Genomic DNA, 26,917 nt, shown 5'->3' on the forward strand with positions numbered 1-26,917 from the left:
CCCTTACTTCTTCTTGTTGGCCTCGACGGCGGCGAAGCCCTCGTCGATGGCGGCGTTGCACGTCTCATCGATGGCGGCGGCCACTTCCTCGGGCGTCTTGGTGCCGCGCAGCAGGTCCTGCATGTTCGGGTAGAACGCCGCGCGCACGGCCTCCCAGTTCGGCGTGTTGTGCAGGAAGTCCACCGTGTTTTCGGAGTTCTGGCTGTACGCCTCGATAAGCTCCACGTCGCCCTTGCGCTTCTCCACATACGACTTGTTCACCGGCGTGCCGGCAATGCCGTACTGCAGGTACTCGTCGTGGTCGTAGACGAAGCGCACGAAGTCCTTCGCCACCTGCACCTTGTCGGCATCGTCGTTGTCGAACACGGTGAAGCCGCTCAAGAACGTGGTGGCCAGGCCGTCGCCGTCCATGCTGGGGAAGTTGGCCAGGAACACATCCAGCCCCAGGTTGCGCTCGTTGTTCAGGATGGTCTTGTTGCCGGGCACGATGGCCTCCTGGCCGCTCTCGAACAGCTTGATGTTGCTGGAGAAATCCATGTTCTCGGCCCCGCGCGGGATGATGCCCTGCTCGTTCAGATCGGCTATCCACTGGAGCGCCTTGATGCCCTCGGGCGTGTTCAGGTTGAAGTGGCCCGTCTCGTCGTAGAAGTCGCAGCCATAGGCGCGCAGCAGCGTCATGGTATGCGTGTCGCCCTGGTTGTCGGCCGCGAACATGGCCAGCGGGAAGCTGGCATCGCCGCCCATGGAGGCCTTCAGCGCCTGGAGGATCTCGTTGAACTCGTCGGTGGACCATTGCGCGATCTGCCCGTCGGCGGGGATGTACTTGTCGAGCCCCGCCTCGCGCATGAGGTCGGCACGCACCAGGTAAGTGTTCTGCAGCTGGTAGAACGGCATCACGTAGGTTTGGCCGCCCGACGAGCACTGCTCCCAGATGGCGTCGTCGATGTCGGCGCGCAGCTCGTTGTCTATCATGTCGTCGAGCGGAGCAACGCGTCCCTCATGGATATAGGTGGGCACGTTGAAGGGGCCCGCGAACACCACGTCGGCCGCCTCGGGCGTGCCGAACATATCGATGATGTACTCCTTCTCTTCCACGTAGGGGAACTTCGTGTAGTTGATGGTGACGTCGGCGCCCTCGTACTGGGCGCAGAACGCCTCGCCGGCCGCCTGCAGCATGTCGATCACCTCGGCATCGGCGTGCTCCTCGTCGAAGGCCATGGCCATGGGCGGGCACTTGACGTTGATGGTCACCTGCTTCTTCTCGGTCGAGCCGGAACCCGGGGCGTCCCCACCCGCCGCGCCGCCCGTGCCGCCCGCACCGCCGCACGATGCCAGCACGCAGGCCAGCGCGGCCGCAAGCGCCACCGAGAGCGCCTTCTTCGTCAGTTTCATCGTGGTTCCTCCTTATCCACCGGGGCCGCAGGGGATGCGTCCGCCTGCCCCGCCCGGCCGCCGTCGGCGCGTTTCGCCGCGTCGTCCACCACTTTCAGCTTGTCCAGCAGAAGCCCCACGTCGAGCGGCTTCGTTACCACCTCGTCGATGCCGCAGCGCTTGGCGTGCTCCACGTCCTCATGGAACGCATTGGCGGTGAGCGCCAGAATGGGCACGCGCGCGCCGTCGGGCCTATCGAGCGCGCGGATGGCCTCGGCGGCCTCGTAGCCGGTCATCACCGGCATCTGCAAATCCAGCAGCACCACGCCGAACGCGTCCAGGTCGCTGTCGACGAAGGCGTCCACAGCCTGCCGCCCGTCGCACACGGCGGTGACGTCGCAACCCTCGTCGGCCAGGATGTCCTCGATGATCATGCGGTTCACGTCGTTGTCCTCGGCCACCAGCACGCGCATGCCCTCCAGCGTGACCTCGTCGCGCCCCTCGTGCGACCGGGCGGCGGTATCGTCCTGCTCCTCCGCAAGGGGCAGCGGCACGTCGATGGTGAACGTCGAGCCCTGCCCCAGCTGGCTTTTCACGCTGATGGTGCCGCCCATCTTCTCCACCAGCACCTTGGTGAGCGCGGTGCCCAGGCCCGTGCCGTTGCGCGAGGCGGTGCGCCTCTCCTGCTCGAAGGGCTCCCAGATACGCTCGAGGAACTCCGGCGACATGCCGCAGCCGGTGTCGGACACCGTGAACGTGGTAATGAATCCTTCGGTGGCCGGCGTCTGGAGAGCACAGAGCGTGATGGCGCCTCCTTCCGGCGTGAACTTGAGCGAGTTGCCCAGCAGGTTCACGATGGACTGCTTGATGCGCATCTCGTCGCCGACGACGCGCGGCGCCTGCACGCCTCCGGCATCGATGGCGAAGCTCAGGTTGCGCGCCTTGGCCTGCGAGCCGATAAGCACGTCGATGTCGCGCAGCATGCTCCCCAGGTCGAACGGCTGCGGGTACAGCTCCATCTGGCCGCTTTCTATCTTGCTCATGTCCAGCACGTCGGTAATGACGCTTTTCAGGTACTCGGCCGACACGTCGGCCTGGTCGAGGTACTCGGCCACCTTGGCCTTGTCGCCCAGGTTCTGCCGCATGAGGTATTGCAGGCCCACCAGGCCGTTGAGCGGCGTGCGGATCTCGTGACTCATGTTGGCCAGAAACGCCGACTTGGCCTTCTCGGACTCGCGGGCGATGCGCGCGTTCTGCACCGAGCGGTACACCACCACGAGCACGGCCGCCAGCACGATGCCCGCCAGGGCGAAGAACAGCAGCGAGCGTGCCATGAGCTCGCCCACCTGCTTGGTGGTCACCGCGCTGCTCACCTTCACCACCAGGTACCAGTCGCTGCCCTCGATGGGCGCGAGCGCGGCATAGAATCGCCCGTCGGCACCCCGGTATTCCACGAACGCGTTCTCGCGCTGCTCCACCGCCTGCACGCAATCGGCGTAGGAGCCGCTCAGGAACGTGGCGCCCTCGATGCTTTTGAAGTAGTTGTTGCCGTGGATGCTGTTGGAGTAGCGCCCCGCCGTCACCACGTCGCCCGACGACTGGATGACCATCGCCACGCCCTCGCCGTCGAAGCTCTCGAACTGCATGCTGCTCTCGATGTTCGACAGCGGAACCAGGCCCACCACGCCCTCGACAAGCTCGCCGGCGCAGGCGATGGGCGCGTCCAGCTTCACGCCGTACAGCAGGTACTCGCCCCATATCTCGGGTTCTTCCAGGTCGTAGCGCTGCGCGAAGCGATCGTCCTGCGTTTCGTAGAGACCGCCCCACGGCATGCTGCCGAGGTCCGCCTTCAAATACGAGTCGGCGTACACCGTGCCGCCTTCGGTGATCAGGTACAGCTGCTCGAACGCCGAGGCGCGCCGTTCGATGCCCAGCATGTACGAGATGTCGGAGATGTTCTCCTCGCGGTTGAGCCGGATGCGCTCGCTCAGGGCCTCGAGGTAGTCCCATTTGCCATTCATCTGATTGCGGATGCCCTGCGCGTCGTGCTCGGCCACCTGGGCCATGAACGACGACGTGGTGCCGCCCACCGCGTCGGCCACGCTCTGCTGGTACAGCCAGTAGCCCCCGCCCAGCAGCGCGGCGGCCACGGCGAAGATAGCCGCGTAGGCGAGGAAGCGGCTTCCCAGAGTGGCCCGCGCCCGCGCGATCATGCCGAGCCGTCCACAACCTTGAGCCGCCCCACCGTCCCCATGCGGCGCGGCAGGCCGCCGTCGGTCAGCCAGATAACCCGGAACGTGGCCAAGCACGCATGGCGCACGCCTTCCACGTCCACGGCCTCGAATTCAACGTTCGCCACCGGGTTATCCTCCGTCGCGGCGTACACGGCGTCGCGCACCAGCCCGAAGGCGGGCTTCACCTGGGGCGGCACGTCGGCATCGGCGATGCCCACCACTATCTCGGGCAGGCCGAACTGCGCGCGCTGCGTCCCCGAAAACACGAGCGTATCGCTGCCCGGGTCGAAGTCGAACAGCACACCTTCCTCAAGCGACGCGAAAAACGCCGTCTTCACGCGCTCGCGCTCCAGCAGCAACACCGTACGGTCGGACAGCCCCGGCGCGGTGCGCTCCATCACCTCGCGCGAGAGCTTTCCCACGTCGAACACCTCGTTCGAGCCGTCGCTGCGGATGCGCACCATCTCTTTGATGTAGTCGGCGTCGTCGAGGAAGCACTGCAAAAGGTCGGGGTTGAACGCACCACACTCGCCGTTCGTGATCATGGCGATAGCCTGCTCGTGGGTGTAGGGCGGCTTGTACACGCGCGCGCTTACCAGGGCGTCGTACACGTCGGCCAGCGACACCGCCTGCGCGGCCACGGGAATCTGAGCTCCCACCAGACCGTCGGGGTAGCCGCCGCCGTCCCAGCGCTCGTGGTGCCAACGGCATATCTGGCGCGCGTACTGCACCAAGTGCTCGTCTTTGCCGAAGTGCAGCCCTGCCAACATGTCGTCGCCCACGGCGGCGTGCTCCTTCATGATCTCGAACTCTTCGGGCGTCAGGCGGCCCGGCTTGTTCAGAATCTCTTCGGGAGTGGCAATTTTGCCTATATCGTGCAGCGCCGCCGCGTTGGAGATGAGCGCTATTTTCGACGGCGTGAGCTCGTATTCGGGGAAGCGCCGCTTCATGGCCTCCAGCAATAGCTCGGTGATGATGCGGATGCGCGTGACGTGCAACCCTGATTCGCCGTTGCGGAACTCCACGATGGTGCTCAGGATGTCCACCATGAGCGTGTTCGTTTTCTCGCGCTCGCCCACCTGCTCAACCACGAGGTCTTTGAGCCGGCTCTGTTTCGCGTACAGCGCGATGGTGTTGCGCACGCGTTGCAGCACCACCTCGGGGTCGAACGGGCGATTCACGTAGTCCACCACGCCCAGCTCGAAGCCCTTGCGGATGTAGGCGGGCGAGGTCTCGGCCGAAATCACAATGACGGGTATCTCGGCGCTCCAGTTGTGGCGGTGCAGGTAGGCCAGCACGTCGAAGCCGTCCATGTTCGGCATGACGATGTCCAGCAGAAGCAGCGAGATGGCGCCTTCCTTGCGGCGCAGCAACTCCACGGCCTCCACGCCGTCGCGCGCCTCTAAGATGTCGTATTCCTGCGAGAGGATGTCGGAGAGCAACGACCGGTTCAGCGCCGTGTCGTCCACGATGAGGATGGTCTGTCGCTTGCCTGCGCTCATGGCGTCACGAGAGGCCGCCCACCAAGGCGGCCAGGTTGTCGCCCTCCTTCTTGAGCCGGCCGTACAGCGCCTCTGCCTCGGCTTCGTCGGGCGAGCCGCTGCGAAGGCATTCCACCAACGGCACCGCAGCGTCCGTGAGCGGGTTCAGCATGAGGTTCAGGCCCATGCCCTTGATGGTGTGGGCCGCCCGGAACGCCGCCGGGTAGTCGCGCGCGGCCATGGCGTCGGCGAGCGCGGCGAACGACGGGTCGCCCACCGTCTGCTCGAGGTAGACCTTGATGCGATCCTCCTTGCGCAGCACGGCAAGCACTCCCTCGAAGGGAACGCCCAGCGTTTCGTATAGCTCCCGTACCTCCATGCGCGCTCTCCAGCCTCCCCTGACAGATGAGCAAAGCGTGTTACCGCATATCATAACCGTTTTCAACCAGTTCCGACAGGGGCAGGTTCTGCTTATCAGCCGCGATGTCAGCCGCGGCTTACATCCTGCCGCTCGCGTTGCTTGTCGCGGTACATGAGGGCGTCGGCGCGTTCGAGCAGCTCCTCGGGGTCGCAGCGCTCCCCCTTCGCAACCGGCGCGTAGCCCGCGCTGAACCCCACCGAGGCGAACCATCCCCGCTGCGTCCACAGGCTCTCGAGCGTGCGCGCCACCTCGGCGATGGCCCCGCGCGCCTCGTCCTCGCCGGCGCCGTCGTACAGCACGACGAACTCGTCGCCGCCGAAGCGGGCCAGAAAGGCCGACTTCCGCCCGAACACGATCTTGAGCGCGTGGGCCATGGTGCGCAGGACCTCGTCGCCCGCCACGTGCCCGTAGCGGTCGTTCACCCACTTGAACTGGTCGATGTCGAGCATGACGAGGCACCAGGGCTGCGACGCCGCCTCGCCGCAGCGGTGCTCGAGCGTGCTCTCGAGGCTCGCCCGGTTGCTCAGGCCCGTCAGCCCGTCGAGCGAGATCTCGTCGCGCTGCAGGGCCACGTACACCAGCAGCACGGAAAGGGCCATCGACGGCAGCAGCACCGCGATCCCGTCCAGCACCACCTGCAAAACGGCGCCGAAAAACGGCGGCACCACGAACGCGGCCAGGTCGTACAGCCGGCGGCGCTTCCAGGGAAACGTCTCGCGCGCGGCGCGGACCAGGGCTATCGCCGAAGCCGCCACCACATAGCTGTACCCCAGCGCGTACAGGAGGTAGTAGCGCGTGCCCTCCTGGTAATGGCCGGTGCCGTCGATGGTGAACAGGGCGTGCGTCCACGGCGCGGAGAGCGCGACGACCCCGAAGGCGAGGGCCGGCAGCGACACCGCGAAGATAAGCAGCCGCCTCCGGAAGAAGGCCTCGTAGTCGAAGGCGACGGCGCACACGTAGAGGAACCAGGTGAACGACACGGCGCCCGACAGCAGACCGAGCGCGACGTTAACCCCGTACAGCGCCCACGCGGGCGCCCATCCGTCGCACGTCCACGACACCGCATCGCACGCCGAGGCCGCCATCAGCAGCACCACGAGGATGCGGAAGAGCTTGTTCGTCTGCGAGTACGGCAGGCGCAGCGCCGAGTTCACCAACAGGATGGCCAGCACCAACACGGTGATGGCATCCACCTGCAGATACGCTATGCCGCTCATGCGCCGTCCCTCCCCGCCGTCCCCGCGAACACGCGCCCGGAGGCGCTCGCGTGCCGGCGCGCCTCCTTGCAGCGGTACATCGCCTCGTCGGCCCGTTTCACCAGCGCCGCAGGGTCGTCGTCGGCATGGCCGAGCACGAATCCCGCGCTGAACTCGAGCGCCACCCCGTCGAGCCCCGAGCCCACGGCGAGCGCCTCGCGCCCCAGGCGCGCCACGAGCGCCTCGGCCCCCTCGTTGCCCGCGCAGGGGGCGATGACGGCGAACTCGTCGCCGCCGAACCGCGCGATGAACGAATCGCTCGCGCCGAACGTGGCGCGCAGGGCGTCGGCCATGCGGCAGAGCGCCTCGTCGCCCGCCGCGTGGCCGCGCGTGTCGTTGATGATCTTCAGCCCGTCCACGTCGATCACCATCAAGCACCAGCCGCTGTCGCCGGGCCGATGCAGCTGCGCCTGCAGCCGGCGGTCGAACGCGCGGCGGTTGCCGAGGCCGGTGAGCGGGTCGCTCTCGAGGCGCCTGTTCTGGATGGTGAGGTACACCAGAAGCAGCATGACCACCACGCTCGGCCACATGAGCCACCAGCCGTAGAAGGACATCTGCACGACGGCGCCCACGATGGGCAGCAGCCCCACCAGCGCCAGGAAGAGCGCCCGGTTCCGAGCGCTGGCCGAAGCCTGCCGGGAGCGCGCGACGAGCGCCGACGTGAATCCGGCCGCGAGGTACGCCATCATCAGCGCGTACGGCAGGAAGAACAGCGGCCCGCGCCGGTACCCCTCCACGGCGTCCACCGTGAAGATGAGGCCGGTGACGATGTTCGAGAGCACGAGCGCGGCCATCACGACGTAGGGCGCTATGACCGCGAACGCGAGGCGGCGGCTGCTCAGAAGGCTGCGGTTCCCGCGCAGCTGCACGTGCAGGTAGGCGGGCCACAGAAGCGTGCTCGCGCCAGCCACCAGCAGGTAGGCCGTATTCAGCCCCAGGACGAGCTCGCAAGGGAACCCGCCCTCGCCGTTCATGAACCACATGGTCGCCTCAAGCGCCATGGCGGCGAACGAGAACGCGAGCGAGGCGCGGAACAGCCTCGCGGAGCGGTCGCGCGGGCCGCTCACGAGGCTGTCGTACCACATGATGGCCAGCACCATGAGGGGGAAGAAATAGATGTTAACCTGCGCGGCGATGCCCAAACGACTTCCTCTCGACTCGAGCGCAGGCCCTCTTGGCTCGAAACCGGCACCCCGCGCCTCCGAAAAGCCTGCACATCACCGCAGTGTAGAGCACGTTGCCTATCAAAATGACACCACGACGCAGGGGCGGGAGGGGCCGATTCGGTCAGCGCGTTGAAGGGGTCGCGTCTTCGGGCGCGGGAGCCTCGGCCGGCTGCTCCGAACCCGGCTGCGCCGTCCCCAGCGCGAGCTTGATGGAGCTCGTGGGGCAGTTCTCCATGCAGTCGAGACAGAACGTGCAGCTGTCGAGCGCGGCCGTACCGGGATGCGCGACGTCGATGTCCTCCGGGCACACCGTCGAGCACGTGCGGCAGCCTTCGTGCGAGATGCACGTGGTGCAGTCAGCCGCCGGACGGACGCCGAAGCCGAGCTTCGCGCGCAGCCTGCCCACCAGCCCGAAGAAGAACCCGAGCGGGCAGATGGCCGCGCACCAGCGCTTGAACAGGAAGAGTTCGGCCAGCAGCATGAGCGGGAATATCACGAGCTCCCAGCCCGGCTGCAAGAGCACGAACACGCGGTTCAGCGCCCAGAGCGTGCCGAACACGAGCCCGATGGGGCACAGCAGGCAGAACACCGGGAACCCGACGGCGAAGGACACGGCCAGCAGCACGGCGAGCACCGCGCCCTGCGATTTCAGGCTGGCGCTGCCGCACGACGAGCAACCGAAGGCGACTGCGGGAGCCTTCCCGCCGCGCCCGAGGATGCCGCGCGGCGCATGGCCGCCGAACACGTTTTTCAGCAGCTGCGAGGGGCACAGCCACGCGCAGAACGCCCGCCCGAGCAGAAACACGATGGCGAGCACCGCCAGCACGCCGGGCAGCAGCGCCCACGGCACGCTCTTGGCGGCCACCGCGATCTGGGCGAACCCCACGGGGCAGAGCGCGCAGAGCGTCCCGACCGCCGCGCCGCCGCCCAGGTGGGCCGACACGACGGCCAGCGCGAGCACGCCCGCGGCCACGACGATGCGGGCCATCTTCATATGCGTCTTCATGCCGCTCCTCCCGCCTCGCGCGTGTTGTCAGGCCCGTCCGGATGCACGCCCTTATCGTGCGGCGCGAGCGGCTGCGCGGCCTTGGCGAAACGGCCCGCCGCCAGCTCGCCGCTCGATACGGCGCCCTCGGCCCACGCGGCCTCGCTCGCGCGCGACACCACCACGATGCCCTTGCTCGCAACGCTCGCGTCGTAGGCGCGCAGCGACGCCGAAGGGCACACCTGCTCGCACTTGCCGCAGCCGTCGCAGTAATCCGCGTGCACGATGGGACGGTCGTGGTCGTCCAGCGTGATGGCGCCCTCCACCGGGCACTCGTCCTTGCACACGGTGCAGCCGGCCCAGTCCCAGGCCACGCACGCGTCGCGCAGCACCACGGCCACGCCCAGGTCGCGCTCGAGCGGCCCGCCGAACGAAAGCGCGCCGGTGGGGCACGCCTCGACGCACTTCATGCAGAAGTCGCAGCAGCCGTGCTCGAACGACAGCGTCGGCGTGCCGTAGGCCACCAGGCTCTCGGACAGCGGCACGGGCGTCACGATGCCGTAGGGGCATGCCTGCAGGCACTTCTGGCAGCGGTCGCACGCGGCCGCCACCTGCGCGTTCGATGCCGCGCCCGGAGGCCGCACGAACGCCGCGTCGGCCTGCCGCGTCACCGCGCCGAACCCGCCGACGCCCACCATCGCCGCACCCGCCACCCCCGCGGCCAGAAAGCCGCGCCGGGAAATCTCTTCCACACCCATCATCCCTCTCGTCTCAAAATGGCATAAAAGGGGACAGTCCCCTTTTATGCCAAAATGGGGACTGTCCCGTTTGGGACACCGCCACTTACTCCACGACCTCGGCGAGCGCTCGCGCGTCGGCGTCCAGATACGCCTCGGTGAACGAAGCCAGGTGCTCGTAGAACCCGCCTTCGGCCGCCGCGCGCATTTCGCAGGCGAAGACGGGCACCCAGTTCAGCAGGTGCTCGCGCGCGAAGGAGGCCTGGGCGCGCAGCTGCCGCTCGGCGCCCGCCTCGTCGCCCGCCCGCAGGGCCTCCACCGCGCGCCCGCAGAGAAGCGCCATGAAGGCCAGCTCGATGGCCAGGTGGTCCTCCGGCTCGGTGAAGCCTGGGTCCTTCGCGAAGCCGGCCGCGCGGTAGAGGCCCAGCACCTCGCTGTAGGCGTCCTGCATCATGAGGCCGCCCTCGCTCGTGTACACCGACTCGTAGGGGAACGCCTTCTGCGCGGTGCGCGGGCCCATCCCGAAGAACGCGCGGTTGAACACGACGGCCAGCTCCTCGAGCGCGGCGTCGTCGCACGCGGCGAGGTCGGCCTTGAGGGCGGCGAAGCCCTCGGCAAGCGCCGGGTCGTCGGACTCGAGGGCCGCCTCGGCAAGCTCCTTTGCGAAGGGGGCGTCCAGCTCCCTCTCGTAGCAGCGCGAGAGCAGCGCGTACACGCGGCGGCGGTTCTCGCAGAAGTCGATGAGGTTGTCCGCCAGCTCGGCTGGCATGGTTTCGGTCATGGCTGTCTCCTTGGTTCTCGTTCCTCAGTTCTCGTCGGCCGTCCCCCGTACCTGAACGCAGTGGGGGGGGTGCCGCGTTCAGGCACGGGGGAAGGTCGAGGGGCCGGGCGCGCCCGTTGCAGGGCGCGCCCGCCGTTACGATCAGTGGTAGATGAACTGCTCCACGCTCGTGCCCACGCCGTACATGATGATGCGGATCACCACGGCGCCGATGGCGGTGCACGCGCAGGCGCCGAACATCATGAACGCGAGCGCCTTCGGGTCGGCCACGCCGGAGCCGCCGTCGCCCTTCGTCGCCTTCACGCAGGCCAGCGCGGTCAGCGCGACCGGCGCCACGATGCCGATCACCACGACGCCCGCCCAGAACATCATGGCCATATCGCCCGACACCAAGCGCTCGATGGAGCGCGACGGCGCAGGGAACGGCGCGATGGCGATCCACACCACGTACGCCGCCGTGGTCACCACCATGATGACGACGCCCGCCAGCGCCAGCTTCAGCGCGAATCCGCCCTCTTCGGCGGCCTTGCCGCGCAGCAGCACGAGGCCCGCCATCAAGGTCATGCCCATGGCCAGCCCGGCGCCCAAAAACATCAAGGGCAGCGCCACGCTATCCCACGCGGGACGGGCGGCGATCAGATACGACGCGCCCGCCACGAAGGGCAGCACCAGGCCCAGCACCGCGCCCAGCACGCCGAACGCCTTCGACGCCCCGGGGTAGTCCTTCTTCGCCAGCACCAGGTACACCAACGCCACGATGCCCATGAGCGCCACGATGAACAGCTCTTTCGAGAGCCCCGAGCCCAGGTTGCCCAGAAGGTGCGTCGCGCGCTCCGGATGCCCCATGTGCAGCACCGACACACAGCCGCCCACGGCCAGGCAGATGAGCGCGATCAGGGCGCCCATGAACCGCACGTCCTTGAACTTGCCGCGCAGCTCGCCCACGCCCAGGAACACGAACGCTCCCGAGGTCACGCCCAGAAGGACGCTGAAGATCAGAAGGGGCCATTGGATATCCATGCTCACTCATCTCCCTTCCAGGTGAACTTGTCCAAGCCGTACGACACGCCCGGATGGTTCCCCACGTCCTTGAGCTTGTGCACGCTCTTCTTGGCGATCATCTTCGACACATCCGACTCGGGGTCGTCCGCGTCGCCGAACAGGCGCGCCTGGCCGGGGCAGTGCTTCACGCACGCCGGCTTCTCGCCCTTGTCGATGAGGTGCGCGCACATCGTGCACTTCTCGATGACGCCCTTGTCCTTGCTCTCGTCGTACGTGCGCACGCCGTAAGGGCACGCCATGACACAATACTGGCAGCCGATGCACTTGCTGTGGTCCACCAGCACCACGCCGTCCTCGCGGCGGTAGCTCGCGCCGGTGGGGCACACGCTCACGCACTCCGGGTTGTCGCAGTGCTGGCACGCCACGGGCAGGTAGTACATCTCCAGGTCGGGGTACGTGCCGGACGGGCCCACGGTGAGCACCTTGTTGTAGAACGTGCCCAGCCCCACGTTGTTCTCCTGCTTGCACACCACGGCGCAGGAGTGGCAGCCGATGCAGCTATCCAGATCGATAGCGATGATGTTCCGCGTCATGCTACGCCACACCTCCCTTCACGGTCACCTGCGACACGCCGTCGGTTTGCTCGTCGGCGGCGAGCGTCTCGGCGCTCAGCGGCAGGAATATCTTCAGATCCTCGGACGTCATGCAGATGTTGTCGGGCGCGCCCTCCTCGGCTTTGTAGATCTTGCACAGGCCGCCGTAGTTGTCCGTGCCCACGGCCGGGTCGTAGGGCCCGTCGTTCTCGAACAGGATGTTGCAGTTGCAGTCGAACGCGCCGTGCAGATCGTCGGTGGCCTCGCGCTCGGGGAACCACCAGTCGTGCTCCACGTGAATCATGTCGGGCTTCATCGACTCGGTCAGGTTCGCGCGCTGGCGGATGCGGTCCACGTACGTCTCGATCCACACCCAGTCGTCTTGCTGGATGCCGTGCTCGGCGGCGGTCGCCGGATTGATGTCCACCGTCGGGAACATGTGCACCTCGCGCATCCACGGGCTGTTGCGGTACTCGGTGTGGAAGAACGCGTGGCTGCGGCCGCCCGTGATCAGCGTGTAGGGGTACTCCTCCACGAGGTCGGGGCGCGAGCGCTTCGTGATGGGCGGCTCGATGTACAGGGGCAGCGGGCCGTTGCCGTACAGGAACAGGTCCTCGCTCCACAGCTCCATCTTGCCGTTGTCGGACTGCGGATGGCCGGGCACCTCGGTGCCGTCGGGCAGTTTGTAGCCGGGCGTGCGGTAGACGGCGCCCTGCTTGTTGCCGCGGTACATGGTGCTGAAGCCGGGCTTCATGTCGCCGCTCTTGCGCATCATGCCGCTCTTGTACTTCGGCATGCCGCGCACCTCGGACATCTGCACGCCGGTGATGGAGATGCGCTGGCGGAAGTCCTCGAAGTTCGACTTGAGGTTCTCGGGCAGCGTCTTGGGGCCGGCCAGCATGTAGTCGAACCACTCGTACTTGTCCTTCCAGTACATGTTCACGTTCATGTACTTGGCGAACTCGAAGCAGATGTCCATGTCGTCCTTGCACTCGCCGAGCGGCGCATGGAACGGCTGGCGGATGAGCAGCGTGTGGCTGGTGGGATAGCCGTGGCCGGAGTGCGGCCACTCCACGCGGTCCACCTCGTTGGGGTGCGCCGGCGGCAGCAGGAGGTCGGCCAGCTCGCCGGAAGGGGTGATGTACATGTCCACGTTCACGAAGAAGTCGAGCTTCTTCATGCCCTCGGCGATATCGCGGCCGGCCTCGATGGACATGATGGGCTCGGACGTCTGCTGCCACAGGCCGTGGATCTGGAACGGGTCGCCCTCCAGCATGGCCTTGGTGGTGGCCGCGCCGAAGCCGCCCTGCTGGCCGAGGACCACCTGGCCGCCGTTCTTCTGCTCGGTCTCGATCAGCTCGCCGGTCTTGTCGTCGGCGACGAGGATCTTCTGGTGGCCGGTGTTCTGGCACACGGACAGCTTGTGGATGTTGCGCGCGGTGTTCATGCGCAGCTCGCTCATCAGGCCCTGCATCTGCGGCACGATGTCGAACATGGAGTTCTCGTAGCCGGTGGCGGGCTCGCGGCCGATGTTCTGGCCGCCTTCGGTGTCGAAGTTGCCGGCCAGCGCCATCATGATGGTGAACGCCTGCGAGATGCCGGACGTGTTGATGGAGAACTCCACCTTCTGGCCGCGCGTGAAGCACGCGTGGGGGCTCGCGTCGATGTAGAGCTTGATGGCCTCGCGGATCTTGTCCTCGGGCAGCTCGCAGAAGTCGGCGGCGCGCTCGATGGTCCACGGGGTGACGTGCTCAACGAGGATGTCCCAGCTGGTGCGGTAGGTCTTGCCGTTGATCTCGCGGCTGCCGGAGAGCGCCGGAACCGCGTCGGCCACGATGTTGCCCTCGGCGTCGAGCCACTGCAGCGCCTTGTCGCCGCCCACGCCGTTCTTGTTCTGCCAGTCGCCCGACCAGTAGATCAGCTGGTCGTGCGCCTCGTCCCATGCGGGGTAGAGCTCGACGTTGCCGCCCTCCTTGATCATCGACTCGCGCAGCTGGTAACCCGTGCCCTCCTCGTCGATGAAGAACGGCGCGTTCGTCCAGTAGCGGGCGAAGTCGGTGTCGCACTTGTCCGAGTGCACGATCTCGTTGATGAACGCGAGCGCGAGCGCCATGTCCGATCCGGGGCGGATGGGCAGCCACAGATCGGCCTTGCTGGCCGTGCACGTGTAGCGCGGGTCGACCGCGATCACCTTCGCGCCGCGCTCCTGCGCGCGCTTGACGGTGAGCCAGTCGTAGTAGCCGCGGCTGCGCTCCTGGCGGCACCAGATGAGGATGCAGTCGGCGTTGTTGCCGTCCCAGCCGGTGTACTGCGTCTCGTCGCCGTACAGGCGCTGGCTCGTGAAGTACGAGCCCAGCCAGCACAGGTTGCCCACGCCGAACGTGGCGGTGCTGCCCAGCTCCAGCCACAGGCGGTTGATGGCCTGGAACTGGTGGTTGTCGCGGCCCGTGCCGTACTGATGGGCGATGGTGTGCCAGCCGTACTCCTCGCCGATCTTGGTGTAGGCGTCGCGCGCGGTCTCGTAGGCCTCCTCCCACGAGATGCGCTTCCACTTGCCCTCGCCGCGCTCGCCGACGCGCTTCTGCGGGTAGCGGATGCGCGTGGGGTTGTACAGCTCTTGCGGGATGGCGAACGCGCGCCCGCACAGGGTACCCTCGCTGAACAGGTCGGGGTTGCCCTCCACCTTGATCAGGCGGCCGTCCTTCACATGGCCGAACAGCGCGCAGCGGCCGTAGCACTGGCGGCACGCGCTGGGGATGATCTCAACATCGCCGGTCGAACTGGCGGCCGCGCCCTCTGCATCCTGCGCCAACGCGCTCGCAGGATTGAGGAGCATGGCCGAAGAAGCTGCTAGAGCCGAGGCTTTCACAAAGCCCCGACGACTCATTTTGAGCGACATCTCTCCTCCGTCTTCCTCGTCTCGTCGTTTCTGTTTGCTTGGCCAAAGCAGAACCGAAGGCGAGTATGCGACGGACGGGCGAGAAGCACATACCCCTCGCAAGCATATTCACGTGGGGAAACAAGAAATACCCCTTGAGGTGGTAGCAACAGATGGAGCGAAGCGCTATTCCTTGATGCTCTCTTCGGTGCTTTCCACGAGGTCGATGAGCTCCTGCTTGGAGTGGATGCCCATCTTCTGGTAGATGTTGCGCGCGTGCACCTTCACCGTGCCCTCGGAGATGTAGAGCTTCTCGGCGATGGCCTGCTTGTCGCGCCCCTTCACCATGAGCGCCACGATCTCGCTCTCGCGCTTGGTGAGACCCCACTTCTCGGCCAGGATCAAGCAGCTCTGCTCGAACGTGAGCCCCACCTTCTCCTCCGAGTCGTCGATGGCCACCATGCCCCAGCGCGTCTTCAGGTTGCTCGCGCTCATCAGGTAGATGGCCACCAGCAGCACGCCGAGGAGCAGATACACCAGAAACGTCGGCGGCAGAATGGCGGGCGGGGCCGTCTGGCCGAGGAAGCCGTACAGCGCCAGCCCCACGCAGCTTCCCAGCATGGCGCCCACCACCGCGCTGACGCTGAGCAGGTAGTAATCGGAGCCGAGATAGCGGATGAGGTACACCACCAGCGCCAATATGGTGGCCGCGAACAGCTGCCTGCCCACCAGGAAGATGAAGGTGCCCACGTTGAGCGCGAACGCGCCCTCGAACACGAACAGCGAGACGCCGGCCGCCATGACGGGGAAGCACACCCGGAAGATGGCGTTGTTGTAGTTGCTCCGCGACCGCAGCACCACGACGTAGATCAGCCCCGCCGCCACGATGTAGGCCAGCGAGAACACCACGATCTTCGAGACGTCGTCCATCTCGGAGTAGTCGACGGCCGCCACCACGCCCTCCATCACGCATGCCGCGATGATGGTGAGCAGCAGGATCTTGGGGATCTTCTGCCCCTCCTGCACCTCAACCGACGCCACGCTCGTGCTGGCGGCGCTCGACGCGCGCAGGCAGTACAGGGTGAGCGCGGGGTTCAGGCACATGGCGACGATGAACACCTCCATGGGAACGAGGCTCGAGAGCGGCGCGACCACCAGCAGCGCGATGCAGGCGGCGATGTTGCAGCGAACCGAGCACGACACGCCCACCGATGCCAGCCGGCGCACCATCTCGGGAAGGAAGCAGATGAACCCGGCGGCGGTGAGCACGATGCAGGGGATGATGGCCCACGATTGGCGCAGGGCGTGCCCGACGACCAGCTGGAACATCGGAGCCACCGAAGAGCAGATGCACGCCGCCACCAGGTGCCGGTCGCTGCCGATCCGCTTCTTGAACACGATGTAGGCCGCCAGCAGCGCGAGGCACAGCGCCAATGCCGAGATGACGGCGACGAAGCTGCCGAACAAGGGGATGGTGATGGACTCCAGGTAATCGGCGGGGATGCGGAAGTTGCGGTACAGGAAGAATATCTCGCAGCACGACAGGCAGTACGCCGCCACCAGCAGAGCCTCGCCCCTTTGCGCGGCCCCCGTCTTCTTCTTGCCCGCTGTGCCGTTCCCCATCACGATCGCCCCCCAGCGTCCGCTCGACGTCCCCACGATGTTCCATTCTAGCCGAGAAGCGCCGGTTTCCCATACCCCCTTAGGTGGTATTCGTCATGCCACCAGCGGAAAAGCATGCAAAAAAGATTTAGGGAGCGCAGGGGGGCGCGCAGCGACGGGAGGCCGTCGTTCCGGGCGGCGCCCGCCTTCCGGCCCGCCCCGCGCTCCCCGCCTCGTCCGCTGCTCGTCCGCAGTTGAAAACTTCTTGTTAACATCCGCGGGCTTACCTGCTACAATGGCGTCCGCAATTTCATAGCGCACCCCGTTGAAACACCCTGGATCGAGCGCCGGCCGCTCGAAACTGGATGCGGAAGGGGCCTCTGGAGAATCCCAAGCGATTGGGTGCCGAAGGGGCAAGGCGGCCGCCCGGCCAGCCGAAACTCTCAGGCCAAAGGACAGAGCACAGCTATCGGCTTGCCGCGCGCACCGCGTCGCGCCCATGCCCTCCTGCGCTTCGTCGTTTCATCGCTCCTTCTTCCCAGGCCGAACCTCCCTTCGGGGCGCGCGGAAACCGTATGAAGGCTTCTGCTTGAAGGAGGAAGGTTCGTGGAAGGGTTCTTTGGCGTCATCGACGCCGCGTTGAAAGCTATCGATGACTTCATCTGGGGCGTGCCCCTCATGGTGCTCATCCTGTTCGGCGGCGTTTTGCTCACGGTGCGCCTGCGCGGCGTGCAGTTCCGCCAGCTGCCGCGCGCGCTGCGCTACATGGTGAAGAACGAAACGGGCGGCGAGGGCGAGGTCACCAGCTTCGGCGCGCTGTGCACGGCGCTGTCGGCCACCATCGGAACGGGCAACATCGTGGGCGTGGCCACGGCCATCGTGGCGGGCGGCCCGGGCGCGCTGTTCTGGATGTGGCTGGCCGCGCTGTTCGGCATGGCCACCAAGTTCTCCGAGGGCCTCTTGGCCGTGAAGTACCGCAGCATCGACAAGAAGACCGGCCACGTGCTGGGCGGCCCGTTCTACTACATCGAGCGCGGCATGGGCAGGAACTGGCGTTGGCTGGCGAAGATCTTCGCGTTCTTCGGCATGTGCGTGGGCCTGTTCGGCATCGGCACGTTCACGCAGGTGAACAGCATCTCGAGCGCCATCACCGGCTTCTTCGATCCCGAGAAGAACGCCACGGTGAGCATCCTCGGGATGGATTACTCCATCTTCACCGTCATCGGATCGCTTTTGCTGGCGCTGCTGGTGGGCCTCGTGGTCATCGGCGGGCTCAAGCGCATCGCGAAGGTGAGCGAGCGCGTGATCCCCGCCATGGTGGTGCTGTACGTGGGCTTCTCGCTCGTGCTCATCTTCACGAACCTCGACAAGGTACCCGGCGCGTTCGCCGTCATCTTCCAGAGCGCGTTCGGCCTGCAGGCGGCAGCCGGCGGCATGCTCGGCGCCATCATCGTGGCCATGCAGAAGGGCATCGCGCGCGGCATCTTCTCCAACGAAGCCGGCCTGGGCTCCGCGCCCATCGCCGCCGCGGCCGCGCAGACGAAGGAGCCGGTGCGCCAGGGCCTCGTGTCCATGACCGGCACGTTCCTCGACACCATCGTGGTGTGCACCATGACGGGCCTCGCGCTCGTGATGACGGGCGCGTACCAGATCCCCGGCCTCGAGGGCGCCGCCGTCACCACAGCCGCGTTCCAGGCGGGCCTGCCGTTCATCCCGGGCGAGGTGGTGTCGTTCGTGCTGATGGCGTGCCTCGTGCTGTTCGGGTTCACCACCATCCTCGGGTGGGACTACTACGGCGAGCGGTGCCTCGAGTATTTCAGCAACGGCAACATGAAGGCGGTGAAGGCGTACCGCTGGCTCTACATCTTCTGCGTGTTCATCGGCCCCTACATGACCGTGGCGGCCGTGTGGACCATCGCCGACATCTTCAACGGCCTGATGGCGCTGCCGAACATGGTGGCCCTCATCGCGCTGTCCGGCGTGGTGGCGAAGGAGACGCGCGACTACTTCGAGCGCCTGCGCGCCGCCGGCGACGAGGAGGCCATGGCCCCGCACCTGCCCGGCGACGACTGGGACATCCCGCCCATCGACCCCTTGGACGAGCGCCTCGGCGTGAACGCGTAGGGAACCCGCGCACGCGAAACGCCCTTTCGTGGCAGTTTTCGACGCTCATCGATCATCGTCCCCAGCCCTCGCGTCGGACGCGAAATGCGCCATCGCTCTGAGCTGGGGCGATGCGCGTGAGCAGAACCGGTAGCCGCGCCAAAACGAAATTCGGCGCCCTCCGATGATCGATTAACGTCGTTTTCTGCCACGAACACGGGATTTTGCTGCGCGCTGCTCGCGCCGCGCCGCGTCGCTCCGGGCGCGGCGCGTTTTCGGGTACAATACCCACCGACGCAATCGCGGCGCGCCCGGGCGCGCGGAGGGGAAGGAATCGGCATGGAGCAGCACCTCGTTTTCGCCATCAGCAGGGAGTACGGCAGCGGCGGGCGCGAGATCGGCGAGCGGCTGGCCGAGGAGCTGGGCGCGGCCTACTACGACAAGCTGCTGCTCAAGCGCATCGCGGAGGAGAGCGGCCTTTCCGGCGACGTGGTGGAGGACTTCGACGAGAAGCCGATGCGGCCGCTGCTGCTGAACCCCAACAGCTTCTTCTGCGGCACCGACATCGAGCATCCGGTGGCGTCGCGCGTGTACAAGACCGAGGTGGACATCCTGCGCTCCATCGCCGACGAGGGGCCGTGCGTCATCGTGGGCCGCTGCGCCGACTACGTGCTGTCGGGGCATCCGGGCCTCGTGAGCCTGTTCGTGAGCGCGCCGATGGAGGCGCGCGTGGCCCGCGTGATGCGCCGCAACAACCTGTCCGAGGCCGAGGCGCGCTCCCGCATCGCGCGCGTCGACAAGAACCGCGCGAGCTACTACCGCTACTTCACCGACGAGAACTGGGGCCAGGCGCGCAACTACGACCTCTGCCTCAACTCCGGCGACCTCGACGCCGCCGGCGCCGTGTCGGTGATCCGCGCCTTCATCGAAGCGCGTGGCCGCTAGTATCATTTCCACAGGTGAAACGCGAATGTTTCACGTGAAACATTCGCGGCGCGCCCAGAGGCCCTACCCCAGGCGCACGCTGCACGCAAATCAGGCCTGCCCGACACGAAAATCCCCGACGTGAAAGGCTCGGAGGCGGAAAGGGCGGCCGCGGGCTCCCGGAAGCGAAGGGCTCTTGGCGTTTTCCCAGGTCGCGGAAACCCGGCGCTCGCACGGGTCGCCGGGATCCTTTCACGTCGCGGGTTTTCGTGTTGAAGCGGACCGATCCGCGTGCAGCCCTTCCTCCGAAGCGCAGCGCCAGTTGCAACCGTCAGCGCTGACGCCGCAGGGGATCCTTCGACTCCGCTCCCTTCGGTCGCTCCGCTCAGGATGACAAGAAGGGGCTCTGCGCGCTCCCGTGCCCCTGCCTCAGCCCTACTTCAGCGCGTCGGCAACCTTGCGGGCGGCGGCGGTGATGGTGAGGTCGTTCACGTCGACGGTGATCTCGGCGTACTGCTCGTAGAGGGGCTTGCGCTCGTCGTAGAGCTCGCGCAGGCTCATGCCGATGCCGCCTTTGAGCACCACGCCGCGCTCCTGCAAATCGCTCAGGCGGCTGACCAGCTGGTCGTAGGAGATCCGCAGGTACACCACGGTGCCGATCTCGGACAGGTGCCGCATGGCCTCGTCGGAGTACACGGCCGAGCCTCCGGTGGCGACGACGGAGCGCGTGGCCTCCAAATCGCTCAGGATCTGGTTCTCCACCTCGATGAAGCCCTCGGGGCCGCACGCATCGATGAGCTTCTGCAGCGTCTTGTCGCACTGGTTCTGGATGACCAGGTCGGCATCGATGAACTGCATGTTCATGATCTTCGCAAGCACGATGCCCAGCGTCGATTTGCCGGCGCCGGGCATGCCGATGAGCACGATGTTGTCTTTTTCTGCCATGAAAGATCCTCCCTCGCTACTGGTTCGGGAGCATTGTATCACGGCAGCTCGGCGGGGGCGGATTCCAGTTGAGCGGCGGGCGCGTCCTTGCGCTTCAGGGGGAACAGCTCGCTGACCAGGATGGCGCCGAAGATGAGCGCGAAGCCCACGACCAGCTTGAGGCCGATCTGCTCGTTGTACAGCATGACGCTGAACAGCACGCCGAACACGCTCTCAAGGCTGAGGAACAGCGACGCCTGCGCGGGCGGCACGTGCGCGAGCGCGACGTTCTGGATGACGAGCGCCACGCACGAAGCGAATATCACCAGGTAGGCCATGTTCCACAGGAAAGCGGGATCCATCAAGGCCGCGGCCGGCGGCAGCGTCTCGAAGCACGCGCCGTACGCCACGCCCAGCGCCCCGCCCACGATGAACTGCAGCACCGTGAGCACGAGCACGTCGTTGGTCTCGGAATACTTCGACACGAATACGATGTGCACGGCGAACAGCAGCGCCGACACCAGCGTCATGGCGTCGCCGAAGCCCATCGTCAGCTCCTCGATCGAGCCGGTGAGCGACACCATGCCGATGCCCGCCACCGCCAGCACGGCGGCGATCAGGTTGAACGCCGTGGGCCGCTTGCGCGCGATCACCCACCAGGCGAACGGCACGATGACGCAGTACGTGGCCGTGAGGAAGGCGTTCTTGCCGGGCGTGGTGTGGTCGAGCCCGACGGTCTGCACCCAGAACGCGAAGAAGCACATCACGCCCAGGACGAGGCCCTTCACCAGGTAGTCCTTGCGCGTGGCCGCCGCGAGGGCGCGGCGCAGGTTCTTCCAGAACACGGCGGCGAGCAGGATGCCGGTCGCGAGGAAGCGGAAGCCGATGAGGTAGGCGGGCTCGAGCACGTCGACGGCGTCCTTCATGACGACGAAGCTGAGCCCCCAGATGATGGTCGCCACGACAAGCAGGAGCTTGTAGACCCCCGTCGGCACCTTGCTGGCGATGTTCTTGTTCGTGTCCATGGCCGGTCATTATAGCGCGCGGGGCCCTTCGCACATCGCCAATTCGTAGTGAATCGGCGATGTGCGAGGTGCGAGTGAGGCTCGAACGCCACCGATTCAGCGCGCGCCGCCGATTCCGCCGCCGCCGAAGCCGCCTCCCCCGCCGCCGGAGAAGCCGCCGCCGAACCCGCCGCCGCTCGAGAAGTTCCCGCTCGCGCCCGAGAGCGCCGCCTGCGCGGTGGATACCGTGTTGGCGAGCGACGTCTGGAACAGGCTGCCCGCCGACGGCATGGCCGCCCCCGACATGCCGTGGCCGGGGGCGTACCAAAGCCACCAGGGCATATACGTCATGCCCATGGAGGCGCCGGGCTCGAACAGCTGCGGCATGGTGGTCTGCAGCTGTTTGATGGCCTGGTCGGCCACGCCGAACAGGTACGCATACACCATGAACTCGCCCCACACCTTCACGTCGGTGGGAGGGCGCTCGTCGAGCGACGAGAAGTCGCGCAGCCAATTGCGCAGCGCCTTGCACTTAGCCACCAGGTTATTTCCGCGCACACTGCGGCGGGGCATATAGTTGCCGATCACGCCGAGCGCGATGGCCGTGGGCACCATGAACAGCGTCGGAATGAAGTTCTGCGTGAACAGCCCGATGCCGAGGCCCGCCATCGCCACCAGCACGGCCGCCGTCACCAGGTAGCCCTGGTAGCGCTTGCTCTTCGCCTCGAAGAAGTCCTGGCGGTTCGTCTCGGCCGACAGCATGCCCTGCCAGCCCTGCATGGCGTCGACGAACTCCTGCGGATGGTCCTCGCCGTACTTCTTGATGGTGCCGAACCACAGCGAGTCCTCGCCGCCCGCCACGCGGTCGAACAGCAGGTCGAGCGCGGCCCGGTCGAGGGGGTCGCTCACCTCGTCGGCAGCCGGGAGGCGCGTGAGGTAGTAGTCGTCCACCTGCTTCGAGCCGAACACGCCGGGCTGATCGTAGCTGCCGGCGTCGATGCGGATGGCGCCGACGTGCGACAGGTGCATGAGCGTGGCGGTGAAGTCGTCCTGGCTCTCGCGGTCCCAGCGCCACAGGCGGCCGATCACGGCAGGATGCACCGAGGGGTCGGGCACGTCGCGCCAATACTCGTCGGTGAAGTCGGGCTCGTGCTCCTTGCCGTACTTGAAGTACGCGCGCAGCGCCCAGGCCAGAAGCGCCACGCACACCACACCGCAACCGATGATGAACGCGAGCGACATCACGCGGTCGCGGTTCGCCTCGTCGGCCCAGCCCTGCTCCTCCTTGAGCACCGTCTCGAGGCGCGGCTGATCGCGATGGACGAGCGCGTCGTCGCCGGAGAGGTTCGCGAGCCACTCCACCGGGAACGTCACGCGCGCCTCCGCGTACTGCCCGGATGCCACGCGCGGCACGCGGTAGGTGACCGTGCCGTCGGCGTTGATCGAGACCGTTCCGTCGAGCGGGCCGTGGCCCCAGGCGCGCACGTTCTCGCCGGGCTCCACCTCGACTCCCTGGGGCACCGGCAGAGCGAGCGTCATCGTCACGTCGTCGGACGCCTCGGTCCAGCCGGAGTTCACGTACTGCCAGTACACCTCGCCCACGTCCTTGTACGCCTGCGCGCCGTTCACAATGGTGTAGTCCAGCTCCACCATGAGCTTCTCGTCGACGGCGTTGAAGAACACATACAGCGTGTTCTGCGCGGTGTCGAAGGAGTACGCGTCGCCGCCCGGGCCGCCCGCGTCGCGCCAGTCCAGCTGGAACGGCACGTCCTTGAGCGTCGTCCACTCGCCTTCGATGGCGCCGCCGGCACCCACATGCCCCATCCGCACGCCGTTGATCTGGATGGAGGAGTTGTCGGCCAGCTCGCCGAACGGCCAGAACACGGCCGTGAAGTCGCCGTTGAAATCGAACGTGCGCTGCTCGACCACGTGCAGCGAGCCGTCCGTCTCCACCTGCGCCTGGATGTCCACCTTCGGCATGGTGTAGGATTTGGCGAGTGCGGGCGAGGGCGAAAATGCCACGAAGGCGCACGCGAGCGCGACGAGGACGGCGCATAGGAGCGCTGCCGCTTTCCTCGATGTGGCGGGTGGCTCGCAAAGATGCGAACCGCTCGTGGTTTGCACGATCATGCTCCTTGCAACTTGCGGATGGTCACGGTATCATAGCGAATCGCACCTTATTATACTGCGGAGAGCTGACCGAGAGGCCGAAGGTGCTCGCCTGCTAAGCGAGTATACGCCACAAGCGTATCTGGGGTTCGAATCCCCAGCTCTCCGCCACCGAAACGTCAACCCTCACCCGTGAGGGTTTTTTCATGCGCGGGGACGTGAAAATTACCCCGTCCCTTTGTCACGGTCCCTTTGTCTCATCGCCGTTTGCGGATGCCGATGCGGCGGGTCTTCTGGGGCTTGATGCGGTAGGCCGGGTGGTGGCGCAGGAACACGGCGCGGCAGACGCGCGTGACCGCCAGGCCGACGAGGGCCGTGATGAGGAAACTCGCGCTGAGGTCGAACACCGCTTCGTTCGATTCGAGCCACGCGTAGGCGCACACGAGCAGGAAGAGCCCGGACAGCACGCCCGTCAGCACGGTGAACAGGCGGATGAGCACTTCCTTGCCGCGGTTCGGAGAAGAGCGCCAGGCCACCACGAGGTACACCACGAGCGCCAGAACGGCCAACGCCAGCAGCATCGGCACCACGCGCGACAGGCGAGCGATCACGGACGGCCTCCTTTCATTCCGAACCGCATCATACCAGACTCAGCTCCCGCTCGGCGCACGGCTCCTCTTCCGACAACGGCACGTATTCCTCGAACAGGCGGAATATCTCGTCCCTGCCGATGGGCTTCACCGCGTACCCGTCCATGCCCGCCTCGAACGCCCGCTCGCGATCCTCGACATAGGCGTTAGCCGTCATGGCGATGATAGGCGGGCGGGAACGGCCGGCGCGGGCGCATTCCTCGACGATGGCCCGCGCCGCCGCGAGCCCATCCATGCGCGGCATCTGCACGTCCATGAACACGAGGTCGTAGCAGCCCTCCGGCGCGCGCCTGATCAGGTCGAGCGCGTCGGCGCCGTTCCACGCGCGGTCCACGGCGGCGCCGGTTCCCTTGATGAACTCCTCGGCTATCTCGCCCACGATCTCGTCGTCCTCCGCAAGGAGCACCCGGGCATGCGCCCACGCTCCTTCGCGCGCGCCCGCAGGGGCGCATCGGCAGACGGGCCGCGCAGGCTCGGGCGCGCGGGCCTCGCACGGCGCGTCCGCATAGTCCTCGAACGGCAGCACGATGGTGAAGCGCGACCCGCGCCCGCGCGCGCTTTCGACCTCGATGGAGCCGCCCATGCGTTCCACCAGGCTCTTCGCGATGGACATGCCGAGGCCCGTCCCCTCCACCGTGAAGCGCGTCGGCGCGTCCTCCCTCTCGAACGGCTCGAAGATGCGCTCAAGGAACTCCTCCGACATGCCTATCCCGTTGTCCTCCACGACGAAGCGCACCGCGCGCAGCCGCCCTCGGGGCCCGTCGCCGGCGGCACCGCGCGGGTCGCCCAGGCCCTCCGCGCGCGCCCGCTCCACCTCCCCGTCGCTCAGCTCGCGGATGGAGAAGCCCACCTTCCCGCCCGGCTCGGTGTACTTCACCGCGTTGCCCAGCAGGTTGATGAGGATCTGGTTCACCCGCATCTCGTCGCCGACCACCATGCTTTTCCCCACGTCGCAGCAGGAAACCGCGAAGCCGATGCGCTTCACGTCGGCCTGCGGGCGCACGATGGACACGAGCATCTCCACGAGGTTCGTCAGATCGAACGGGGCGCGGCTGAGGTCGATCTGCCCGCTCTCTATCTTGCTCATGTCGAGCACGTCGTTCACGAGGTTCAGCAGGTGGTGCGACGACAGCTTGATCTTCGCGAGCGATTCGCCCACCCGGCCGGGCTCGTCGGCGTGCTCGATCGCGATGTCCGTGAGCCCGATGACGGCCGTCAGCGGCGTGCGGATGTCGTGCGACACGTTGGACAGGAAGCGCGACTTCGCCTCGTTGGCCTCCTGAGCAGCCACGAGCGCCTGGCGCAGGCTCTCCTGCAGCTGCTCCTGCTGGCGGTTCTTACGCCTGATGATGATCACGAACAGGAAGAACGACGCGATGACGGCCAGCATGAGGACGGTGGCCGTCACGATGGTGTCGGTGCGCGTCACAGCAACGGTGTTGTAGAGCTGGTCGAATGAGCGCGACGCGTTCTCGATGATGGCCAGGTTGTCCTCGTACATGGCGTCGATGCGCGGATCGATGACGTCCACGAGGAACCGCGCCACCTCCTCGTCGCTCGCGCCGCCCTCGGCGAGCGCCACAAGCTCCTGCTGCTTGAGGCGGAACTCCTCGTAGCGCTCCGAAAGCTCCTTCGGCTTCTCGGAGCTGCCGCGATGGCGCTCGACGATGGTGTCCAGCCGCTCGCGCACCTCGCCGTCGATGAGGTCGAACTCTTCCTTCACGCTTTCCACCGTCTTGGGCGAATGGGTGAACGCGAGGCGGTCGTCGAGCGTTTTCACCTGCATGAGCAGGGTTTCCGCGCGGCCCGCCGCCACGGTCACCGTGAAAGGATGCTCTTTGAGGTCCTCGGTCTTCTCGTCGATGGAGCCCATGTTCACCATGAGCATGGCGTAGAAGGCAACGAGGAGGCCCGCGATGACGGCGACGGCCGCAGGGAAGGCGACGTTCGAATTGAGCAGGCGGCTGATCAGGCCTTCCCGCCCACGAGCTGAGTGCATGGTCATAAAGCCACTCCGGAAAAAGAGAGCCGACAGGACATCCGCGCGGCGTTCACGCAGAAGCGGCGCGCCCCGGATGCCGAGGCGCGCGTGAGGCGGTCGAGGTTAGAACTGCACGGTGGGGACGACGTCGGCGCCGGCGGCCGCGTCGAAGCTCTGGCGCTCCTTGAAGCCCATCATGCCCGCGACGAGCACGGCGGGGAACGTCTGGATGGCCGTGTTGTACTTCATGACCGTGTCGTTGTAGCTCTGGCGCATGTAGCTGATCTTATCCTCGGTGTTGGCCAGCTCGGTTTGCAGCTGTTGGAAGTTCGTGTTGGCCTTGAGGTCGGGGTAGGCCTCGGCGACGGCGAACAGGTTCTTGAGCGCGCCGGTCAGAATGCCGTCGGCCTGCATCTTGCCGGCCGGCGAGGGGGCGTTCATGACGGCGGTGCGCGCCTGCGTCACCTCTTCGAGCGTGCCGCGCTCGTGCGAAGCGTAGCCCTTCACGGTTTCGACGAGGTTGGGGATGAGGTCGAGGCGGCGCTGCAGCTGGACGTCGATCTGCGCCCAGGCGTTGTCCACCATGTTTCGCAGCTTCACGAGGTTGTTGTACAACCCGATAGCGGCGACGACCACGACAAGAACGATGATAACTACTGCGATCAATGCGATGCTCATAAGTCTCCTTTGCTATTACGTAGATCGCATTCTACCA

21 protein-coding genes, 1 tRNA gene and 1 riboswitch are annotated in these 26,917 nt (G+C 66.6%); of the genes, 3 read left to right on the forward strand and 19 right to left on the reverse strand.

The features are described 5' to 3' along the window. Positions 1-3: 3 nt before the first annotated feature. The 13 genes from FX134_RS09260 to FX134_RS09320 all read right to left on the reverse strand — a co-directional run bounded on the left by FX134_RS09260 (position 4) and on the right by FX134_RS09320 (position 16,528). Entirely contained in the window at positions 4-1,392 is a 1,389-nt protein-coding gene (locus tag FX134_RS09260; protein ID WP_080800830.1) for an ABC transporter substrate-binding protein, read from the reverse strand. Then, positions 1,389-3,584, reverse strand: a complete 2,196-nt coding sequence (locus FX134_RS09265) for a hybrid sensor histidine kinase/response regulator (protein WP_080800834.1) — start codon at positions 3,582-3,584, stop codon at positions 1,389-1,391. The genes FX134_RS09260 and FX134_RS09265 overlap by 4 nt, the downstream gene beginning before the upstream one ends. After that, entirely contained in the window at positions 3,581-5,107 is a 1,527-nt protein-coding gene (locus FX134_RS09270; RefSeq protein ID WP_080800837.1) for a response regulator, read from the reverse strand. The genes FX134_RS09265 and FX134_RS09270 overlap by 4 nt, the downstream gene beginning before the upstream one ends. A gap of 4 nt (positions 5,108-5,111) precedes the next feature. Beyond that, positions 5,112-5,465: an Hpt domain-containing protein gene (locus FX134_RS09275; protein WP_087881555.1), complete on the reverse strand. Its 354-nt coding sequence runs from the start codon at positions 5,463-5,465 to the stop codon at positions 5,112-5,114. Between the two features lie 107 nt (positions 5,466-5,572). Continuing rightward, positions 5,573-6,724 carry a GGDEF domain-containing protein gene (locus FX134_RS09280; RefSeq protein ID WP_087881556.1) on the reverse strand — a complete coding sequence of 384 codons (1,152 nt, stop codon included), beginning with the start codon at positions 6,722-6,724 and terminating at the stop codon, positions 5,573-5,575. Beyond that, positions 6,721-7,905, reverse strand: a complete 1,185-nt coding sequence (locus tag FX134_RS09285) for a GGDEF domain-containing protein (protein ID WP_080800844.1) — start codon at positions 7,903-7,905, stop codon at positions 6,721-6,723. The genes FX134_RS09280 and FX134_RS09285 overlap by 4 nt, the downstream gene beginning before the upstream one ends. A 145-nt stretch (positions 7,906-8,050) precedes the next feature. Next, entirely contained in the window at positions 8,051-8,935 is an 885-nt protein-coding gene (locus FX134_RS09290; RefSeq protein WP_080800846.1) for a 4Fe-4S binding protein, read from the reverse strand. Further along, complete coding sequence (locus FX134_RS09295) at positions 8,932-9,672, reverse strand: 4Fe-4S dicluster domain-containing protein (RefSeq protein ID WP_232050998.1); 741 nt, start codon at positions 9,670-9,672, stop codon at positions 8,932-8,934. The genes FX134_RS09290 and FX134_RS09295 overlap by 4 nt, the downstream gene beginning before the upstream one ends. Positions 9,673-9,757: 85 nt before the next feature. Beyond that, positions 9,758-10,432: a TorD/DmsD family molecular chaperone gene (locus FX134_RS09300; RefSeq protein WP_080800852.1), complete on the reverse strand. Its 675-nt coding sequence runs from the start codon at positions 10,430-10,432 to the stop codon at positions 9,758-9,760. Positions 10,433-10,573: 141 nt separating this feature from the next. After that, the gene (locus FX134_RS09305; RefSeq protein ID WP_080800855.1) at positions 10,574-11,452 is read right to left on the reverse strand and encodes a dimethyl sulfoxide reductase anchor subunit family protein; all 879 of its coding nucleotides are present in this window, start codon (positions 11,450-11,452) and stop codon (positions 10,574-10,576) included. A 2-nt stretch (positions 11,453-11,454) separates the two neighbouring features. Then, entirely contained in the window at positions 11,455-12,027 is a 573-nt protein-coding gene (locus FX134_RS09310) for a 4Fe-4S dicluster domain-containing protein (RefSeq protein WP_080800858.1), read from the reverse strand. Between the two features lies 1 nt (position 12,028). Next, a complete protein-coding gene (locus tag FX134_RS09315) occupies positions 12,029-14,863 on the reverse strand; it encodes a molybdopterin-containing oxidoreductase family protein (RefSeq protein WP_232050892.1) in 2,835 nt (944 codons plus the stop codon). 228 nt (positions 14,864-15,091) lie between these two features. Further along, positions 15,092-16,528 carry a helix-turn-helix domain-containing protein gene (locus FX134_RS09320; RefSeq protein WP_143412171.1) on the reverse strand — a complete coding sequence of 479 codons (1,437 nt, stop codon included), beginning with the start codon at positions 16,526-16,528 and terminating at the stop codon, positions 15,092-15,094. Positions 16,529-16,877: 349 nt separating this feature from the next. Continuing rightward, a riboswitch (glycine riboswitch) is annotated at positions 16,878-16,976 on the forward strand. A gap of 137 nt (positions 16,977-17,113) precedes the next feature. On the opposite strand from FX134_RS09320, the gene FX134_RS09325 reads away from it, so the two are divergent. Both FX134_RS09325 and FX134_RS09330 read left to right on the forward strand, forming a co-directional pair. After that, on the forward strand, positions 17,114-18,631 hold the full coding sequence (locus tag FX134_RS09325; RefSeq protein WP_080800869.1) for an alanine/glycine:cation symporter family protein: 1,518 nt from the start codon (positions 17,114-17,116) through the stop codon (positions 18,629-18,631). 318 nt (positions 18,632-18,949) lie between these two features. Next, entirely contained in the window at positions 18,950-19,555 is a 606-nt protein-coding gene (locus FX134_RS09330; protein WP_080800873.1) for a cytidylate kinase-like family protein, read from the forward strand. 414 nt (positions 19,556-19,969) lie between these two features. On the opposite strand, the gene FX134_RS09335 is transcribed toward FX134_RS09330, so the two are convergent. The 3 genes from FX134_RS09335 to FX134_RS09345 all read right to left on the reverse strand — a co-directional run bounded on the left by FX134_RS09335 (position 19,970) and on the right by FX134_RS09345 (position 23,586). Then, positions 19,970-20,479 carry a shikimate kinase gene (locus FX134_RS09335; protein WP_080800876.1) on the reverse strand — a complete coding sequence of 170 codons (510 nt, stop codon included), beginning with the start codon at positions 20,477-20,479 and terminating at the stop codon, positions 19,970-19,972. Positions 20,480-20,517: 38 nt separating this feature from the next. Next, entirely contained in the window at positions 20,518-21,483 is a 966-nt protein-coding gene (locus FX134_RS09340) for a DMT family transporter (protein ID WP_080800878.1), read from the reverse strand. 96 nt (positions 21,484-21,579) lie between these two features. Next, positions 21,580-23,586, reverse strand: coding sequence for a DUF2207 domain-containing protein (locus tag FX134_RS09345; RefSeq protein ID WP_080803950.1), 2,007 nt, complete (start codon positions 23,584-23,586; stop codon positions 21,580-21,582). A gap of 65 nt (positions 23,587-23,651) precedes the next feature. Between FX134_RS09345 and FX134_RS09350 the strand changes: the two genes are divergently transcribed. Next, positions 23,652-23,742: transfer RNA gene (locus tag FX134_RS09350), tRNA-Ser, on the forward strand. 86 nt (positions 23,743-23,828) lie between these two features. Here the strand turns inward: FX134_RS09350 and FX134_RS09355 are convergent. The 3 genes from FX134_RS09355 to FX134_RS09365 all read right to left on the reverse strand — a co-directional run bounded on the left by FX134_RS09355 (position 23,829) and on the right by FX134_RS09365 (position 26,880). Beyond that, positions 23,829-24,182, reverse strand: a complete 354-nt coding sequence (locus tag FX134_RS09355) for a guanylate cyclase (protein WP_080800880.1) — start codon at positions 24,180-24,182, stop codon at positions 23,829-23,831. Positions 24,183-24,210: 28 nt separating this feature from the next. Then, positions 24,211-26,226: a hybrid sensor histidine kinase/response regulator gene (locus FX134_RS09360; protein ID WP_080800882.1), complete on the reverse strand. Its 2,016-nt coding sequence runs from the start codon at positions 26,224-26,226 to the stop codon at positions 24,211-24,213. Positions 26,227-26,325: 99 nt separating this feature from the next. Beyond that, complete coding sequence (locus FX134_RS09365; protein WP_080800884.1) at positions 26,326-26,880, reverse strand: LemA family protein; 555 nt, start codon at positions 26,878-26,880, stop codon at positions 26,326-26,328. Positions 26,881-26,917: the final 37 nt, after the last annotated feature.

Source organism: Arabiibacter massiliensis (assembly GCF_902386925.1).
GTDB classification, from domain to species: domain Bacteria; phylum Actinomycetota; class Coriobacteriia; order Coriobacteriales; family Eggerthellaceae; genus Arabiibacter; species Arabiibacter massiliensis.